Genomic DNA, 16,160 nt, shown 5'->3' with positions numbered 1-16,160 from the left:
ACGGTCATGACACACGGCCGGCAAGGGCGCTCGGGGCAGGGGCGCTCAGCCCTTCAGCGCCGCCTCGATCGCGACGGCCAGCGGCGTCGTCGGACGGCCGATCAGGCGGGACAGCTCCCCGCCGGAGACCACCAGCTCGCCCCGCTCGATCGCCTCGTCCACCTCGGCGAACACCGTCACGAGCGCCTCCGGCAGCCCGGCGCCGGTCAGGATCGCCTCCAGCTCCGGCACGGAGACCGCCTTGTAGACGATCTCCCGCCCGGTCGCCCGGCTCAGCTCCGCCGCGTACTCCGCGAAGCTCCACGCCGTGTCGCCACCCAGCTCGTACGCCGTGTTCTCGTGGCCCTCGCCGGTCAGCACCGCGACCGCCGCGGCCGCGTAGTCGGCGCGCGCGGCCGAGGAGACACGGCCGTCGCCCGCCGCCGCGACCACCGCGTCGTGGGCGAGGACCGGGGCCAGGTTCTCGGTGTAGTTCTCGTGGTACCAGCCGTTGCGCAGCAGCGAGTACGGCAGTCCGGAGGCGAGCAGCGCCTTTTCGGTGGCCCGGTGGGGGTCGACGAGCCGCGCGTGCAGCGCGCTCGGCGCGCTGGTGTACGCAAGGAGCGCCACCCCCGCCGCCTTGGCCGCGTCGATGACGACCTGGTGCTGGGCCGCACGGTCCTTGGCCAGCTCGTTGCCCGAGATCAGCAGGACCTTGTCGCCCTCGGCGAAGAGGCCGTCGAAGGTCTCGGGGGTGTTGTAGTCCGCGACGGCGATCCGCACCCCGCGCGCGGCGAAGTCGGCGCCCTTCGCCGCGTCCCGTACGACGGCGGCGATCTCCCCGGCGGGGACCTTCTCCAGCAGCTGCTCCACGACCAGGCGGCCGAGGTGTCCGGTGGCTCCGGTGACGACGATGCTCATGGGATGCGCTCTCCTTGGGGGTGGGTCGGTATGACACTCACCCTAGGGGTGGCACTAACCAAGTGAAAGTACCCACTTTGAAGTAAGATACTGGCATGGCAGTAAGTGACATGGCAGAGGCCGAGGCCCTGTGTCCGTACCGGCTGGTCCTGGAGCACGTCACCAGCCGCTGGGGCGTCCTCGTACTGATCGAGCTGCTCGACCGCTCCTACCGGTTCAGCGAGCTGCGGCGCGCCATCGACCGGTGGAACGGCCGGGGCGTCAGCGAGAAGATGCTCACCCAGACCCTCCAGACCCTGGAGCGCGACGGCCTGGTCCACCGCGACGCCAAGCCCGTCATCCCGCCCCGCGTGGACTACTCCCTCACCCCGCTCGGCCGCGAGGCCGCCGAACAGGTCCGGTCCCTGGCCCAGTGGACCCACGACCGCATGGAGCGGGTGGACGAGGCGCGCCGGACGTACGACGAGGCCCGGGCCGCCTCCGCGACCCGGGCCTCGTAGAACCGGCCCCGTAAACCGGCCCCGTAGAACCGGCGGCCCCTCAGCCGATGACCGTCCAGCTGTCCCCGCCCGCGAGGAGCGCGGCCAGGTCGCCCTTGCCGCGCTGCTCGACCGCGGTGTCGAGCTGGTCGGCCATGAGCGTGTCGTAGACCGGCCGCTCCACCGAGCGGAACACCCCGATCGGGGTGTGGTGCAGGGTGTCGGGGTCGGCCAGCCGTGAGAGGGCGAAGGCGGTGGTGGGGGAGTCGGCGTGGGCGTCGTGGACGAGCAGGTCCGCCTCGTTCTCCGGGGTGACGTCGACGACCTTCAGATCACCGGTCGCCCGGTCGCGCACGACCCCGCGCCCGCCGTCCGCGCCGCCGAACCGCACCGGCTGCCCGTGCTCCAGGCGGATCAGCGCCTCCTCGGAGCGCTGCCCCGTTTTTGAATCAGATGCAGTCTTGAGGGCGTCGAAGGCGCCGTCGTTGAAGATGTTGCAGTTCTGGTAGATCTCGATCAGCGCCGTGCCCGGGTGGTCGGCGGCCTGCCGCAGGACCTCGGTGAGGTGCTTGCGGTCGGAGTCGATCGTGCGGGCCACGAAGGACGCCTCCGCGCCGAGCGCGAGCGAGACCGGGTTGAACGGCGCGTCCAGCGAGCCCATCGGCGTCGACTTGGTGATCTTGCCCAGCTCGGAGGTCGGGCTGTACTGGCCCTTGGTCAGACCGTAGATCCGGTTGTTGAACAGCAGGATCTTGAGGTTGACGTTGCGGCGCAGCGCGTGGATCAGATGGTTGCCGCCGATGGAGAGGGCGTCGCCGTCGCCCGTGACCACCCACACGCTCAGGTCCCGCCGGGAGGCGGCGAGTCCGGTCGCGATGGCCGGGGCGCGGCCGTGGATGGAGTGCATCCCGTAGGTGTTCATGTAGTAGGGGAAGCGGGAGGAGCAGCCGATCCCGGAGACGAAGACGATGTTCTCCTTCGCCAGGCCCAGCTCCGGCATGAAGCCCTGGACGGCGGCGAGGATCGCGTAGTCACCGCAGCCCGGGCACCAGCGGACCTCCTGGTCGGACTTGAAGTCCTTCATCGACTGCTTGGCCTCCGCCTTGGGGACCAGCTGGAGCAGCCCGTTGCCCGGGTCAGTCATCGATGGCCTCCTTCAGCGCGGCGGCAAGCTGTTCCGCCTTGAACGGCATCCCGTTGACCTGGTTGTAGGAGCGGGCGTCCACCAGGTACTTCGCCCGGACCAGGGTGGCGAGCTGGCCGAGGTTCATCTCGGGGATCACCACCTTGTCGTAGCGCGCCAGGATCTCGCCCAGGTTGGCCGGGAAGGGGTTGAGGTGGCGCAGATGGGCCTGGGCGATCGGCTCGCCGGCCGTGCGCAGCCGTCGTACCGCCGCCGTGATCGGGCCGTACGTCGAGCCCCAGCCGAGGACCAGGGTGCGGGCGCCGTCCTGGTCGTCCACCCGGAGGTCGGGGACCTCGATGCCGTCGATCTTGGCCTGGCGGGTGCGGACCATCAGGTCGTGGTTGGCCGGGTCGTAGGAGATGTTGCCCGTGCCGTCCTGCTTCTCGATGCCGCCGATGCGGTGCTCCAGGCCGGGCGTGCCCGGGATCGCCCAGGGGCGGGCCAGGGTCAGCGGGTCGCGTTTGTACGGCCAGAAGACCTCGGTGCCGTCCTCCAGGGTGTGGTTCGGCCCATGCGCGAACTGCACGGTCAGGTCCGGGAGTTCGTCGGACTCCGGGATGCGCCAGGGCTCCGAGCCGTTGGCCAGGTAGCCGTCGGAGAGCAGGAAGACCGGGGTGCGGTAGGTCAGCGCGATCCGGGCCGCCTCCAGCGCCGCGTCGAAGCAGTCGGCCGGGGTCCTCGGCGCGACCACCGGGACCGGGGCCTCGCCGTTGCGGCCGTACATCGCCTGGAGGAGGTCGGCCTGCTCGGTCTTGGTCGGCAGACCGGTGGACGGGCCGCCGCGCTGGATGTCGATCACCAGCAGCGGCAGCTCCAGCGAGACCGCGAGCCCGATCGTCTCGCTCTTGAGCGCCACGCCGGGACCACTGGTCGTCGTCACCGCGAGGCTGCCGCCGAACGCCGCGCCCAGCGCCGCGCCGATCCCCGCGATCTCGTCCTCCGCCTGGAAGGTCCGCACACCGAAGTTCTTGTGCTTGGACAGCTCGTGCAGGATGTCGGAGGCCGGGGTGATCGGGTACGAGCCGAGGAACAGCGGCAGATCCGCCTGCCGGGAGGCGGTGATCAGGCCGTACGACAGGGCGAGGTTGCCCGAGATGTTGCGGTACAGGCCCGGCGGGAAGGCGCGCGCCGCCGGGGCCACCTCGTAGGAGACGGCGAAGTCCTCGGTCGTCTCGCCGAAGTTCCAGCCCGCGCGGTACGCGGCGATGTTGGCCGCCGCGATGTCCGGCTTCTTGGCGAACTTGGTCCGCAGGAACTTCTCGGTGCCCTCGGTGGGCCGGTGGTACATCCAGCTCAGCAGGCCGAGGGCGAACATGTTCTTGCTGCGCTCCGCCTCCTTGCGGGAGAGGTCGAACTCCTTGAGCGCCTCCACCGTGAGCGTGGTGAGCGGCACCGGGTGCAGCTGATAGCCGTCCAGCGAGCCGTCCTCCAGCGGGTCGCCCGCGTAGCCGACCTTCTGCAGGGCGCGCTTGGTGAACTCGTCGGTGTTGACGATGATCTCGGCGCCGCGCGGCAGGTCGCCGATGTTGGCCTTCAGGGCGGCCGGGTTCATCGCGACCAGAACGTTCGGCGCGTCGCCCGGGGTGAGGATGTCGTGGTCGGCGAAGTGGAGCTGGAACGAGGAGACACCCGGCAGGGTGCCCGCGGGGGCACGGATCTCGGCGGGGAAGTTGGGGAGGGTGGAAAGGTCGTTGCCGAAGGACGCGGTCTCGGAGGTGAAGCGGTCGCCGGTGAGCTGCATTCCGTCACCCGAGTCCCCCGCGAACCGGATGATCACCCGGTTCAGGCGCCGCACGTCCTTCGCGCCGCCCGGTGTGCGCTGCTCTCCCACGACCGTGTCGTCGGTCGGTTCCGCTGGGCTGCTGACCTGGCTGGTCACTGAACTGGACCTCCTTCGAGGCGGCTGTCCATGGGCGGCCGTCCCACCGGCCGTCCAGGATCAACCCTACGTCGGTTAGGGTCGCCTTCCGAGGCAATCCACATGGTGGACGGCTCTCCGGGACGGCCTCGGCGGGCTGACAGCTCATGATTTCCCGTCCCGGCCGAGGACCACTCGAAAGACACTCCCCAGGTGGCCCCCGGTTTCTCCCGGAGGGGACGCGCACGCCCGACCCGTAGGGGACCGGACCCTTACGAGTTCAGATACGTCAGCACCGCCAGCACCCGCCGGTGGTCCCCCTCGCTCGGGGCCAGGCCCAGCTTCATGAAGATGTTGCTGACGTGCTTCTCCACCGCGCCGTCGCTCACCACCAGCTGCCTGGCCACGGCCGAGTTGGTCCGCCCCTCCGCCATCAGCCCCAGCACCTCGCGCTCGCGCGGGGTGAGCCCGGCCAGCACGTCCTGCTTGCGGCTGCGCCCGAGCAGCTGCGCGACGACCTCGGGGTCGAGGGCCGTACCGCCCCCGGCGACCCGGACCACCGCGTCCACGAACTCGCGCACGTCGGCGACCCGGTCCTTCAGCAGATAGCCCACACCCCGGCTGGAGGCGGCCAGCAGTTCGGTGGCGTACCGCTCCTCCACGTACTGCGACAGCACCAGCACCCCGAGCCCCGGGTGCGCCTTGCGCAGCTCGACCGCGGCCCGTACGCCCTCATCGGTGTGGGTCGGGGGCATCCGTACGTCCGCCACCACCACGTCCGGCAGCTCGCCCGCCGCGTTCAGCTCGGTAATGGTCTTGACCAGCGCCTTCGCGTCCCCGACCCCGGCGACCACCTCATGACCCCGGTCGGTCAGCAGCCGGGTCAGCCCCTCCCTGAGCAGCACCGAGTCCTCGGCGATGACCACGCGCACCCTGTTCTCCACGATCGTCCGGCCCCCCAGAGCCCCGCTGCCTTTTCGGTCTGGACTAACGGGACCAGCATTCCAGCAATGGCGGCGGCGTGGGGGGTGTGTCGCGCGTCGCCTGTTCCGGTTGGGGAGTGGTGGGGTGGCGGTGATGCAGGGCGGGCCGCCCCGGCTCGGCTCGGTCCGGCTCGGTCCGGTCAAGGCGACCACGTCGGATCGGTCGGCCGGGGCGCCCCGCTCGCTCAGTCCCGCCAGGGCAGTTCCGCCGTGATGCGGGTCGGGCCGCCGGGCGGGGAGTCGACCACGAGCAGCCCGTCCACGGCCCCCAGCCGCGCCGACAGGCCCGCGAGCCCGGACCCCTTGGCGGGGTCGGCGCCGCCCACGCCGTCGTCCGTGACCAGCAGCATCAGCCGGTCGTCGGTGCGCCAGAGGTCGACGGTGGCGTGGTGGGCACGGCTGTGCTTGCTGACGTTCTGGAGGAGTTCGGATGCCGTGTAGTACGCGATGCCCTCGATGGCGGCGGCGGGCCGGCCCGGCAGGTCGGTGGTGACCGTCACCGGGACCGTGCAGCGGGCGGCGACGGAGGAGAGGGCGGGGTCGAGGCCGCGGTCGGTGAGGACGGCGGGGTGGATTCCCCTTGCCAGGTCGCGGAGTTCGCGCAGAGCCGTCTTCACCTCGCCGTGGGCCTCGTCGACCATGCGGGCGGCCTCCTCCGGGTCCTCGCGCAGCTTCTCCTTGGCGAGACCGAGGTCCATGGCGAGGTTGACCAGCCGCGCCTGGGCCCCGTCGTGCAGATCCCGCTCGATGCGCCGCAGGTCCGCCGCCGCCGTGTCCACCGCGGTCCCGCGCCCCGACTCCAGCCGCTCCACGCGCCGCGAGAGCCGCGACGGACCGAGCAGCCCGCGCACCAGCAGCCCGTCCACCGTGGTCAGACCCCGCAGGATCCACGGCGTGAGCAGTGTGAACACCAGGCCGAGCAGCGAGGTCACGGTGATCTCGAAGGGGTTGTCCAGATACACGCTGTGGTGGTCGTCGCCGTAGAGCTGGATGCCGCCCTGGCCGACGTACATCGGGAACACCCAGAACCACAGCGGGTACGACAGCAACGCCCAGCCGTACGTCCAGAAGCTCACCCCGACCGCGAACGAGAACACCGCCCAGGGGAAGCGGAGCAGCGCGAAGAGCAGGTTCCGCCAGGAGCTGCCGCTCTTCAGCACGGCGCCGATCCAGGCGAGGGCGCCCGGTCCGCGTACGGTCAGCGGCTCCGGCTCGGCCACGTCGACCCGCAGCAGCCCGCGCGCCCGCGCCCGCTCCAGTGCCCCGAACCCCCGGCAGCCGGCCAGCCCCAGCGCCAGCACCGGAATCCCGACGAACGTCACCAGCAGCCCCGCGCCGAGCGACATCGCCGTCACCGCCCACACGAACATCGCGATCGCGATCGGCAGGCTCAGCAGGACGTACCCGAACTCCCGCCAGGCCCGCGCCTCGAACGGCGCCCGCAGCCCGGCGGGCACCAGATGGCTCCGCCCGCCGCCGGATGCGCTGGGAACCCGGTACCCCTGTCCGTCGTACTCGGTGGCCATCGCCGTGGTCCGCCTCTCGTCGCGTGGGTGTCCGAACCGTGCCTTCAGGTTTCCGTGCGGGGTGGGTGCGGGGCCATGACGTGGGCTGGTGTCGGGGGCGGGGGTTTTCCCTACCGGGTCCCGGGCGAGCGGGGTGCCGTGCGGGCCCTGTTCCAGGGCGGCGGGCTGGTGGCATGGCACACGGCAGACCGGGCTGATCGCCCCAGGTCGGCTGGGGTGATCAGCCCGGTTCGGCGGCGCTCGTCCTCGCTATGCCGTCCGGTCCCGCCAGGGCAGTTCCGCCGTGATCACCGTCGGGCCGCCCGCCGGGGAGTCGATCAGCAGGAGGCCGTCCACCGCGCCGAGGCGTTCGGTGAGGCCGTGGAGGCCGCCGCCGGGGGACGCGGTCGCGCCGCCCGTGCCGTCGTCCCGTACCTGGAGCATCAGGCGGTCGTCGGTGCGCCAGAGGTCGATGGTGGCGTGGTGGGCGTGGCTGTGCTTGCTGATGTTCTGGAGGAGTTCGCTGGCGGTGTAGTACGCGATGCCCTCGATGGCGGGAGCGGGGCGGGTGGGGAGGTCGGTGGTGACGGTCACCGGGACCGTGCAGCGGGCGGCGACGGAGGAGAGGGCCGCGTCGAGGCCGCGGTCGGTGAGGACGGCGGGGTGGATTCCCCTTGCCAGGTCGCGGAGTTCACGCAGGGCGGTCTTCACCTCGCCGTGGGCCTCGTCGACCATGCGGGCGGCCTCCTCCGGGTCCTCCAGGAGCTTCTCCTTCGCCAGACCGAGCTCCATGGCGAGGTTGACCAGCCGGGCCTGGGCGCCGTCGTGCAGATCGCGCTCGATCCGGCGCAGGTCGGCCGCCGCCGTGTCCACGACGACTCCGCGGTCCGACTCCAGCTCGGCTATCCGGCGCTCCAGCTCGTCCGACGGCGACAACAGCCCCCGCGCCAGCGCCCGGTCCACGGCCGCCAGCCCCCGGGCGATGAACGACAGCACAGGCCAGAGCACGAACAGCGAGGTCAGGATCGTGCAGAAGGTGAAGATGCCCCAGGGCAACCGGATGAAGAAGTAGAGCAGCGTCCGCCAGCCCACCGGATCGCTCAGGACGAGCCACAGCCGCCGCGACAGCTTCCGGTCCCGCCGGCCCAGCAGCGACAGCGGCGACGGCTCGGCCACCCGCACCCCGAGCAGCCCCCGCACCCGCGCCCGCTCCAGCCGCCCCAGCAGCCGCGCCCCCAGCAGACAGCCCGCGAGCAGCGGCAGCCCGAGCACCGTCACCGTCAGCCCCGCGCTGACGGAGACCAGGGTGACGACGTACGTGAACCCGAACACCGCCACCGGGAGGTTCAGCAGGAGATGCGCGATCTCCTTCCAGGTCTGGGCGCCGTAGGGGAGGCGAGCGGGGGGCAGGGGGTCGGCGTCGGGGTGGGAGGTGGGGAGGGTCCGGCGGGGGGCGGGCCGGTTGGCACCGGCTTGGTGGGTGTGGCCGGGCCGGGTGGTGTCGGGGTGGTGGGCGTGACTGGTCCGGGTGGAGCCGGGTTGGTCGGTATCGGCCTGCAGGGCGTCGGCGGCCAGGAGGTGCCCGGCGTCCCGGGCGCCGACGCCCTGGCCGGGCTCGGCGTTCCGATCGAGGTCGGCGGCCCGGAGGGCACCGGTACCCCGGACGGGCTCGGCGTTCTGGTCAACGTCGGCGACCCGGAGGGCATCGTCCCCGTCCCGGCCCGCGGCGGAGGCGGCAGCGGTCATGGCGGTCAGCCTGCCGTGCCCAACACCCCCCGCGCCATGCGGCAGTCCGCCTTCCGCCCCCGGGGGAAAACCCCACCCCGCGCCCCTCCCGGCCCCTCTCAGCGCGTGACGACCTGCTTACCGCTCCTTTGCCAGGGCCTAGACTCCCGTGCATACAGACCCTCGGATCGCGTCACGTCGCGCGGTTCACAGGGGTCACCCAGGGCACGCGGAACACACAGGTCGGGGAGCGAGGAGAAGGACGGTGCGGGAGACGTTGGGGGACTCGACGGTCGCCGCGGCCAGCCTCGCGGCGGACCAGCCCGGTTCGTACTTCGGGTCGTACTCGGTCGTGGGGCTGATCGCCGTCGTCGGCGTGCTCTTCGTCGCGGTCGCCTTCGGCGCGGGCCGGCTGCTGCGGCCCGTCGTACCGACCCCCGAGAAGCTCATGACGTACGAGTGCGGCGTCGACCCGGTCGGTGAGGGCTGGGCCCACACCCAGGTCCGCTACTACGTGTACGCGTTCCTGTACGTGATCTTCGCCGTCGACTCGATCTTCCTGTTCCCCTGGGCGACGGTCTTCGCCGCCCCCGGCTACGGCGCGACGACCCTCGTGGAGATGTTCATCTTCCTCGGCTTCCTCGCCGTCGGCCTGCTGTACGCATACAAGAAGGGCGTCCTGACATGGACGTGAACCCGGCCGCGACCTCCGCCGCCTCCGAGCCGGTGCCGCTGCCCGACCCGGTGCTCCTGCCCGAACCGAAGAGGCTCGGCGCGCTCGCCCGGCTCGCCCCCGAGCCGATGAAGGTCGTCCTCAACTGGGGCCGCCGCTACTCCCTCTGGGTCTTCAACTTCGGCCTCGCCTGCTGCGCGATCGAGTTCATCGCCGCGTCGATGGCCCGGCACGACTTCATCCGGCTCGGTGTCATCCCCTTCGCGCCGGGCCCCCGTCAGGCGGACCTGATGGTCGTCTCCGGCACGGTCACCGACAAGATGGCGCCCGCCGTGAAGCGGCTCTACGAGCAGATGCCCGAGCCGAAGTACGTCATCTCCTTCGGCGCCTGCTCCAACTGCGGTGGCCCGTACTGGGACTCGTACTCCGTCACCAAGGGCGTCGACCAGATCATCCCGGTCGACGTGTACGTGCCGGGCTGCCCGCCGCGCCCCGAGGCACTCCTCCAGGGCATCCTCAAGCTCCAGGAGAAGATCGCGCGCGAGTCGCTGAGCGAGCGGTACGGCACCAGTCGTCCTTCGGCCGCCGCCCTCCAGAGCGGCCTGGTCAAGCCGCCGGCCGCCCCCTCTCAGGGAGACGCGCGATGACCACGACCGGCTGGCTGCCCGCCGACACCGAGGAGCTGTTCGGACCGGGAGCCACGGCGGAGGAGTCGTACGACGTCCTCACGGTGGACGTGGCCCCGGATGCCTGGCTCGACGCCCTGGAGACGGCCCGTACGACCCTGACCTGCACCTACTTCGACTGGCTGAGCGCGGTCGACGAGCCGGGCACCGGTTTCCGTGTCTCCGCGCACGTGGTGGCCCTGCATCCCGTACGGCGCCTGCTCGTGCGGACGACCGTGCCGCACTCGGCGCCGGTCCTGCCGTCCGCCGTCGGCGTCTACGCGGGCGCCGCCTGGCACGAGCGCGAGACGCACGAGATGTTCGGCGTCGACTTCACGGGCCACCCCGGCCTGGAGCACCTCCTGCTCCCCGAGAACTTCGAAGGCCACCCCCTCCGCAAGGACTTCGTCCTCGCCGCCCGCGTCGCCAAGGCGTGGCCCGGCGCCAAGGAACCGGGCGAGTCGGAACACGGCACCCCGAAGCGCCGTCAGATGCTCCCGCCGGGCGTCCCCGACCCCAACGAGTGGGGCCCTCTGAAGGGCCAGCTCCCGCCCGCCCCGACCCGCGAACGCCCCGCACGGGCCGCGGCGGGGGAGCGGCCGGTACGGCGTTCCCGTTCGGTGTCGGAGGGCTCGGCGAGTCAGGACGCCGCCGCGTCGGCGGAGCGCCCGGCACGTCGCGCGCGCTCGGCGTCGGACGGTTCCGCGAGCCAGGCGGCGCCTGCCGCCGAGGGGCGGCCGGTGCGTCGTTCCCGGTCGGCGGCAGAGGGTTCGGCCAGTCGGATCGCGGGGGCGGCGGAGGCCGCCGAGTCGGAGTCGGCCGGTCGTACCGACAGCTCTGCCGGGTCCACGGGCGCGACGGTGAGCGGCGAAGCCACCGGTGCCGCCCACCCCGCTGATGCCGCGTCGGCCGGCGAAGCCGCTGAGGCGGCCGGTCCCGCCGGCCCGGCTCGCGCTGCCTCGGCCGATGAGACCGCCGGTCCCGCGTCGACGGCTGGTGGCGCCACCCCCCGGCCCCGCCGTACCCGGAGCACGAGCGACGGCTCGGTGAGCCAGACGTCCGGTGCGGAACAGCAGGAGGCCGCGCCGCAGCCGCCCACGGCACCCGAGTCGGCCCCGGCCCGCCCGCGCCGCACCCGCAGCGCCTCCCAGGGCTCCGCCTCGCAGCAGCCGCAGGGCCCGGAACCGACACCGACCGCTGCCGAGCCCCCGGCCCGCCGAAGCACGGCCCCCCGCAGCGCGGACGCCCCCTGGCACCACGCCCGCCCGGCCTTCGACGAACCCACCCCGGAGCCCGACCAGGCCCCGCCCGCCGAGGAAACCTCGGAGCCGAGCGAGTCCCCGCAGGACAGCCGGAAGCCGGACCGGCCGCAGGAACCGTCCGCGAGCCGGGCGCCCGAGCCGGAGGAACCGTCCGCGAGCCGGGCGTCCGAGCCGCAGGAACCGTCCGCGAGCCGGGCGCCCGAGCCGGAGGACGTACCGGACCCCGAGCACCCCGCCGAGCCCACCCAGGCACCGGACCGCCCCGCGCACCCCGACCCCACCACCCCCGAAGACCCCACAGGAGGCCCGCGGTGAACGACGCATGGCCCGTCGCCCTGCGGCTCCTGATCGTGTTCGTCGTGTTCCTCACCTTCCCGCTGATCGTGGGTCAGACGGAGCACAAGGTGATGGCCCACATGCAGGGCAGGCTCGGCCCGATGTACGCGGGCGGGTTCCACGGATGGGCGCAGCTCGTCGCGGACGGGGTGAAGTTCGCGCAGAAGGAGGACGTCGTACCGGCGGGAGCCGACCGGCGGATCTTCCAGCTGGCCCCGGCCGTCGCGCTGCTGCCGTACCTGCTGGTGCTGCTGGCCATCCCGATCGGGCCGGGCAGCGGCGCGGTCGGGCAGGTGGTGGACGCGGGGATCTTCTTCGTGCTCGCGGTGATGGGCGTCGGCGTGCTCGGCTCGCTGATGGCCGGATGGGCGAGCGCGAACAAGTTCTCGCTGCTCGGCGGCCTGCGGACCGCGGCCCAGCTGCTGGCGTACGAGCTGCCGATGCTGCTCGCCGCCGCGTCGGTGGCGATGGCGGCGGGGACGGTCTCCCTGCCCGGCATCGTCAACGCCTTCCACTGGTGGTGGGTGCCCTGGCAGATCGTCGGCGGGCTCGTCTTCTTCGTCGCCGGACTCGCGGAGCTGCAACGCCCGCCGTTCGACATGCCCGTGGCGGACTCGGAGATCATCTTCGGCGCGTACACGGAGTACACCGGCCTCAGGTTCGCCCTGTTCCTGCTCGCGGAGTACGCCGGGATCGTCGTGCTGTGCGGCCTGACCACCGTCCTGTTCCTGGGCGGCTGGCACGGCCCCTGGGGCGCGGACGGGCTCGGCTGGGTGTGGACCCTGCTGAAGACCGCGGTGCTCGCGTTCCTCGTGATCTGGCTCCGCGTCACCTACCCCCGGCTGCGCGAGGACCAGCTCCAGAAGCTCTCCTGGACCCTCCTCGTGCCCCTCTCCCTCGCCCAGATCGCCCTCACCGGCGTCGTCAAGGTGGTGATCTCCTGATGCCCCGTATCCCCGGCTCCGGCCTGGCCAAGGGCCTGGCCGTCACCCTGCGCACGATGACGAGGAAGACCGTCACCGAGCGGTACCCGGACGTGGAGCCCGAACTGCCGCCCCGCACCCGCGGCGTCATCGGCCTGTTCGAGGAGAACTGCACGGTCTGCATGCTGTGCGCCCGCGAGTGCCCCGACTGGTGCATCTACATCGACTCCCACAAGGAGACGGTGCCCGCCGCCACCCCGGGCGGCCGCGAACGCAGCCGCAACGTCCTCGACCGCTTCGCCATCGACTTCTCGCTCTGCATGTACTGCGGCATCTGCATCGAGGTCTGCCCCTTCGACGCGCTGTTCTGGTCGCCGGAGTTCGAGTACGCCGAGACCGACATCCACGAACTCACCCACGAGCGCGACAAGCTCCGCGAGTGGATGTGGACGGTCCCGGCGCCGCCCGCCCTGGACCCGCACGCCGAGGAGCCCAAGGAGATCGCCGCCGCCCACAAGGCCGCCGACAAACTGGCCGCCGCGCAGGCGGCCGCTGCCGCCGAAGCCGCCGAAGCTGCCCAAGCGGCAGAGCCGAAGCCCGAGGAAAAGGAGGGAGAGTCGTGAGCCCCACCGCAGCCGCTCTGGCCGCCGCCGCTCCCCACGGCTTCCTGTCCCCGACCGGCGTCGAGATCGCCTTCCTGCTTGTCGGCCTCGCCACCTTCGGCGCCGCGCTGATCACCGTCACCACGCGGCAGCTGGTGCACGCCGCCCTGTGGCTGGTGGTCGCGCTCGGCGGCCTCGCCGTCGAGTACCTCCTGCTCACCGCCGAGTTCATCGCCTGGGTGCAGGTCCTCATCTACGTCGGTTCCGTCGTCGTCCTCCTCCTCTTCGGGCTGATGCTCACGCGGGCCCCCATCGGCCGCTCCCCGGACGCCGACTCGGGCAACCGCTGGGCCGCGCTCGCCGTCGCGGTGGGCGCCGCCGGTGCGCTGGTCTGGGTGGTCGTGGACGCCTTCCGTGCCACCTGGATCGACCTGGACGGCCCGGCCGCAGGCACCACCCGCGTCACCGGCGAGAGCCTCTTCCGCGGCTGGGTCCTGCCCTTCGAGGCCCTCTCCGTACTCCTCCTCGCCGCCCTGGTCGGCGCGATCGTCCTGTCCCGCAAGGCCAAGGCAGACCAAGGTCAGGACCAGCCACCCGGCGCCCCCGGCCTCACCAGGGCCCCCGGCGTCCCGAGCCCCACGCGGACGGCCGGCGAGCCCACCAAGACCCCCGGCGAGAAGGAAGGCGCCCGCTGATGCACCTCGCCTACCCCGCCGTACTCTCCGCCCTCCTCTTCTGCACCGGCCTCTACGGCGTCCTCGCCCGCCGCAACGCGATCCTGGTCCTCATGTCGGTCGAGCTGATGCTCAACGCCGTCAACCTCAACCTCGTCGCCTTCGACGTCTGGCTGAGCCGTGCCGCCCGGGACACCCTGCACTCCGGCCAGGCGCTGACCCTGTTCACCATCGCCATCGCCGCCGCCGAGATCGGCATCGGCCTGGCGATCGTGCTCGCCGTGTACCGCAACCGGGGCACCTCCGACATCGACCGACTCCGCGACACCGCCGAAGGCCCCGACACCACCGAGGGCCCCGACGCCCCCGGGGCCGAGAAGGCTGAGGCCACCGCGTGACCACGACCACCCTCGCCGCCCTCGTCCCCGTCCTCCCCTTCCTCGGCGCCGCCGCCGGACTGCTGCTCGGCCGCACCGCGCCCGGCCTCGTCCGGCCGCTTGCCGTACTGCCCGTCCTCGCCTCCCTCGTGCTGACCGCGCTCGTCGCGGCCCGCCAGGGCGGCGGCCGGGCGATCGACGCGGCCACGCTGTTGACGCCCACCGGTTCCGTCCCGGTCGACCTCGCCCTGCACATCGACGGCTTCGCCGCGCTCGTCGCCGTCCTGGTGGCCTTCGTCGCGAGCTGCGTGCAGATCTACTCGACCGGCTATCTGCGCGAGGACCCCCGCTACCCCTCGTACGCGGCCCTCGTCTCCCTCTTCACCTCCGCCATGCTTCTCGTCGTCTACTCCGGCGACCTGATCGTGCTGCTGGTCGGCTGGGAGGTCATGGGCATCTGCTCCTACTTCCTCGTCGGCCACTACTGGGAGACCCCCGAGGCCCGCGCCGCCTCCCTCAAGGCGTTCCTCGTCACCAAGCTCGGCGACGTGCCGTTCCTGATCGGCCTGTTCGCGCTCGGCACCGACGCCGGGTCCTTCCGCGTCACCCGCGTCCTCGCCACGGTGGCGAACGGCGGACTCGACCACCCGACCCTGATCGCCCTGCTGCTCCTCGCGGGCGTGGCGGGCAAGTCGGCGCAGTTCCCGCTGCACACCTGGCTCCCGGACGCGATGGCGGGCCCCACGCCCGTCTCCGCGCTGATCCACGCCGCGACCATGGTCGCCGCCGGTGTCTACTTCGTCGCCCGTCTCCTGCCCGTCTTCGAGGCGTCCGCCGCCGCGATGGTCGTCCTCGCCGCGATGGCCGCCGTCACCATGGTGGGCTCCGGCCTCTCCGCGCTCGCCCAGGACGACATCAAGCGCGTCCTCGCCTACTCGACCATCGGCCAGCTCGGCTACATGACCGGCGCCCTCGCCGTCGGCGACCGGGGTGCCGCCGTCTTCCACCTCCTCGCGCACGGCGCCTTCAAGGCGCTGCTGTTCCTCGCCGCCGGAGTGGTCATCCACGCCGCCGGCACCAACTCGCTGGCCGCCATGTCCCGGATGAGCCACCTGCGCGACCGCGTCCCGGACGCCTTCTGGACGATGACCGTGGCACTGCTCGCGCTCGCCGCGATCCCGCCGTTCAGCGGCTTCTTCTCCAAGGAGTCCGTCCTCGGCGCCGCCGAGCACACCGCCACCGGGCACGACGGCCCGATTCCCGGCGCGGCGGGCTGGATCGTCCTCGTAGCCGGTCTCGTCGCCGCCCTCCTCACCGCCGCCTACGCCACCCGTCTGTGGCTGCTTGCCTTCCGCGGCCGGGGTGCCGAGGCCCCGGAACGCATCCGTGAGCCCCTCACCATGACCGTCGTGCTCTGGGTGCTCGCCGTGCCCTCCCTGGCCTTCGGCGCGCTCGCCTACCGCACGCTGCCCGGCTGGTTCGACGGCCGTAGCCTCGCGCCCACCCTGCTCACTTCCGTCCTCGGCACCGGCCTCGCCGTCGTCGGCGGGCTGCTCACCTACGGCGTCTGGCAGCGCACCTCCGCCCGCGCCGCCCGCGTGCCCCTGGGCGCCGTCGCCGCGCACCCCGAGGGCGACGCGGGCCATGTGGAGGCCGAGGCCATCGCCGCGCACGAGGCGGCCTACGGCGACATCGCCCGCGCCCCCGACCCGGCCGACCCCGCGCGCGTCCTGCTCGGCCCGCTGTTCAGGCCCGCCGCGAGCGGCTTCCACCTGGACGCCGTGTACTCCGCGCTGTTCGTCCGCCCGGTCCTCGCCGGAGCGAGCCTCGTACGCTTCCTCGACCGCGAGGTCGTCGACACCTACGTGCGCGGCGCCGCCGCCCTGCCCCGGCTGCTCGGGGCCGCCGTACGCCGGGCACAGACCGGCAACGTCCAGACCTATGTGAGCGCGCTGCTCGCCGGCACCGTCGTCCTGACGGTCGCCGTCCTCCTCGTCGCCTCGGGAGCGTGA

The 16,160-nt window shown here is 72.5% G+C and carries 15 protein-coding genes; 9 read left to right on the top strand and 6 right to left on the bottom strand.

Annotated features, from left to right (window positions below):
* Positions 1-45: 45 nt before the first annotated feature.
* Positions 46-900 (bottom strand): SDR family oxidoreductase, encoded by an 855-nt coding sequence (locus tag AB0E91_RS08240; RefSeq protein WP_361776937.1) that lies wholly within the window; start codon positions 898-900, stop codon positions 46-48.
* 95 nt (positions 901-995) lie between these two features.
* Here AB0E91_RS08240 and AB0E91_RS08235 point away from each other — a divergent pair, with 95 nt between their 5' ends.
* A complete protein-coding gene (locus tag AB0E91_RS08235) occupies positions 996-1,400 on the top strand; it encodes a helix-turn-helix domain-containing protein (protein WP_361776934.1) in 405 nt (134 codons plus the stop codon).
* A gap of 40 nt (positions 1,401-1,440) precedes the next feature.
* On the opposite strand, the gene AB0E91_RS08230 is transcribed toward AB0E91_RS08235, so the two are convergent.
* From AB0E91_RS08230 to AB0E91_RS08210, 5 genes are all read right to left on the bottom strand, one after another.
* A complete protein-coding gene (locus tag AB0E91_RS08230; RefSeq protein ID WP_361776931.1) occupies positions 1,441-2,523 on the bottom strand; it encodes a 2-oxoacid:ferredoxin oxidoreductase subunit beta in 1,083 nt (360 codons plus the stop codon).
* Positions 2,516-4,444 (bottom strand): 2-oxoacid:acceptor oxidoreductase subunit alpha, encoded by a 1,929-nt coding sequence (locus AB0E91_RS08225; protein WP_361776928.1) that lies wholly within the window; start codon positions 4,442-4,444, stop codon positions 2,516-2,518. The genes AB0E91_RS08230 and AB0E91_RS08225 overlap by 8 nt, the downstream gene beginning before the upstream one ends.
* Before the next feature lie 251 nt (positions 4,445-4,695).
* Entirely contained in the window at positions 4,696-5,367 is a 672-nt protein-coding gene (locus tag AB0E91_RS08220) for a response regulator transcription factor (protein ID WP_161178881.1), read from the bottom strand.
* A gap of 224 nt (positions 5,368-5,591) precedes the next feature.
* Positions 5,592-6,932, bottom strand: a complete 1,341-nt coding sequence (locus AB0E91_RS08215) for a sensor domain-containing protein (RefSeq protein WP_361776925.1) — start codon at positions 6,930-6,932, stop codon at positions 5,592-5,594.
* Between the two features lie 249 nt (positions 6,933-7,181).
* Positions 7,182-8,657 carry a sensor domain-containing protein gene (locus AB0E91_RS08210; protein ID WP_361776922.1) on the bottom strand — a complete coding sequence of 492 codons (1,476 nt, stop codon included), beginning with the start codon at positions 8,655-8,657 and terminating at the stop codon, positions 7,182-7,184.
* 256 nt (positions 8,658-8,913) lie between these two features.
* Between AB0E91_RS08210 and AB0E91_RS08205 the strand changes: the two genes are divergently transcribed.
* The 8 genes from AB0E91_RS08205 to AB0E91_RS08170 are packed head-to-tail and all read left to right on the top strand — an operon-like array spanning position 8,914 to position 16,160.
* Positions 8,914-9,330 (top strand): NADH-quinone oxidoreductase subunit A, encoded by a 417-nt coding sequence (locus AB0E91_RS08205; RefSeq protein WP_361777383.1) that lies wholly within the window; start codon positions 8,914-8,916, stop codon positions 9,328-9,330.
* Positions 9,321-9,956, top strand: a complete 636-nt coding sequence (locus tag AB0E91_RS08200) for an NADH-quinone oxidoreductase subunit B family protein (protein WP_361776919.1) — start codon at positions 9,321-9,323, stop codon at positions 9,954-9,956. Before AB0E91_RS08205 ends, AB0E91_RS08200 begins: the two co-directional genes overlap by 10 nt.
* Positions 9,953-11,551 carry an NADH-quinone oxidoreductase subunit C gene (locus tag AB0E91_RS08195; RefSeq protein WP_361776916.1) on the top strand — a complete coding sequence of 533 codons (1,599 nt, stop codon included), beginning with the start codon at positions 9,953-9,955 and terminating at the stop codon, positions 11,549-11,551. Before AB0E91_RS08200 ends, AB0E91_RS08195 begins: the two co-directional genes overlap by 4 nt.
* Entirely contained in the window at positions 11,548-12,516 is a 969-nt protein-coding gene (locus tag AB0E91_RS08190) for a complex I subunit 1 family protein (RefSeq protein WP_361776913.1), read from the top strand. Before AB0E91_RS08195 ends, AB0E91_RS08190 begins: the two co-directional genes overlap by 4 nt.
* On the top strand, positions 12,516-13,118 hold the full coding sequence (locus AB0E91_RS08185) for an NADH-quinone oxidoreductase subunit I (RefSeq protein ID WP_361776910.1): 603 nt from the start codon (positions 12,516-12,518) through the stop codon (positions 13,116-13,118). The genes AB0E91_RS08190 and AB0E91_RS08185 overlap by 1 nt, the downstream gene beginning before the upstream one ends.
* Entirely contained in the window at positions 13,115-13,792 is a 678-nt protein-coding gene (locus tag AB0E91_RS08180; RefSeq protein ID WP_361776907.1) for an NADH-quinone oxidoreductase subunit J, read from the top strand. Before AB0E91_RS08185 ends, AB0E91_RS08180 begins: the two co-directional genes overlap by 4 nt.
* Entirely contained in the window at positions 13,792-14,169 is a 378-nt protein-coding gene (gene nuoK / locus AB0E91_RS08175; protein ID WP_361776904.1) for an NADH-quinone oxidoreductase subunit NuoK, read from the top strand. The genes AB0E91_RS08180 and nuoK overlap by 1 nt, the downstream gene beginning before the upstream one ends.
* Positions 14,166-16,160 carry an NADH-quinone oxidoreductase subunit L gene (locus AB0E91_RS08170; RefSeq protein ID WP_361776901.1) on the top strand — a complete coding sequence of 665 codons (1,995 nt, stop codon included), beginning with the start codon at positions 14,166-14,168 and terminating at the stop codon, positions 16,158-16,160. The genes nuoK and AB0E91_RS08170 overlap by 4 nt, the downstream gene beginning before the upstream one ends.

This window comes from Streptomyces sp. NPDC026659, from assembly GCF_040638245.1.
In the GTDB taxonomy this organism is placed as follows: domain Bacteria; phylum Actinomycetota; class Actinomycetes; order Streptomycetales; family Streptomycetaceae; genus Streptomyces.
Note: the sequence above shows the minus strand (reverse complement) of the source record. Positions and strands in the feature narration are given on the sequence as shown.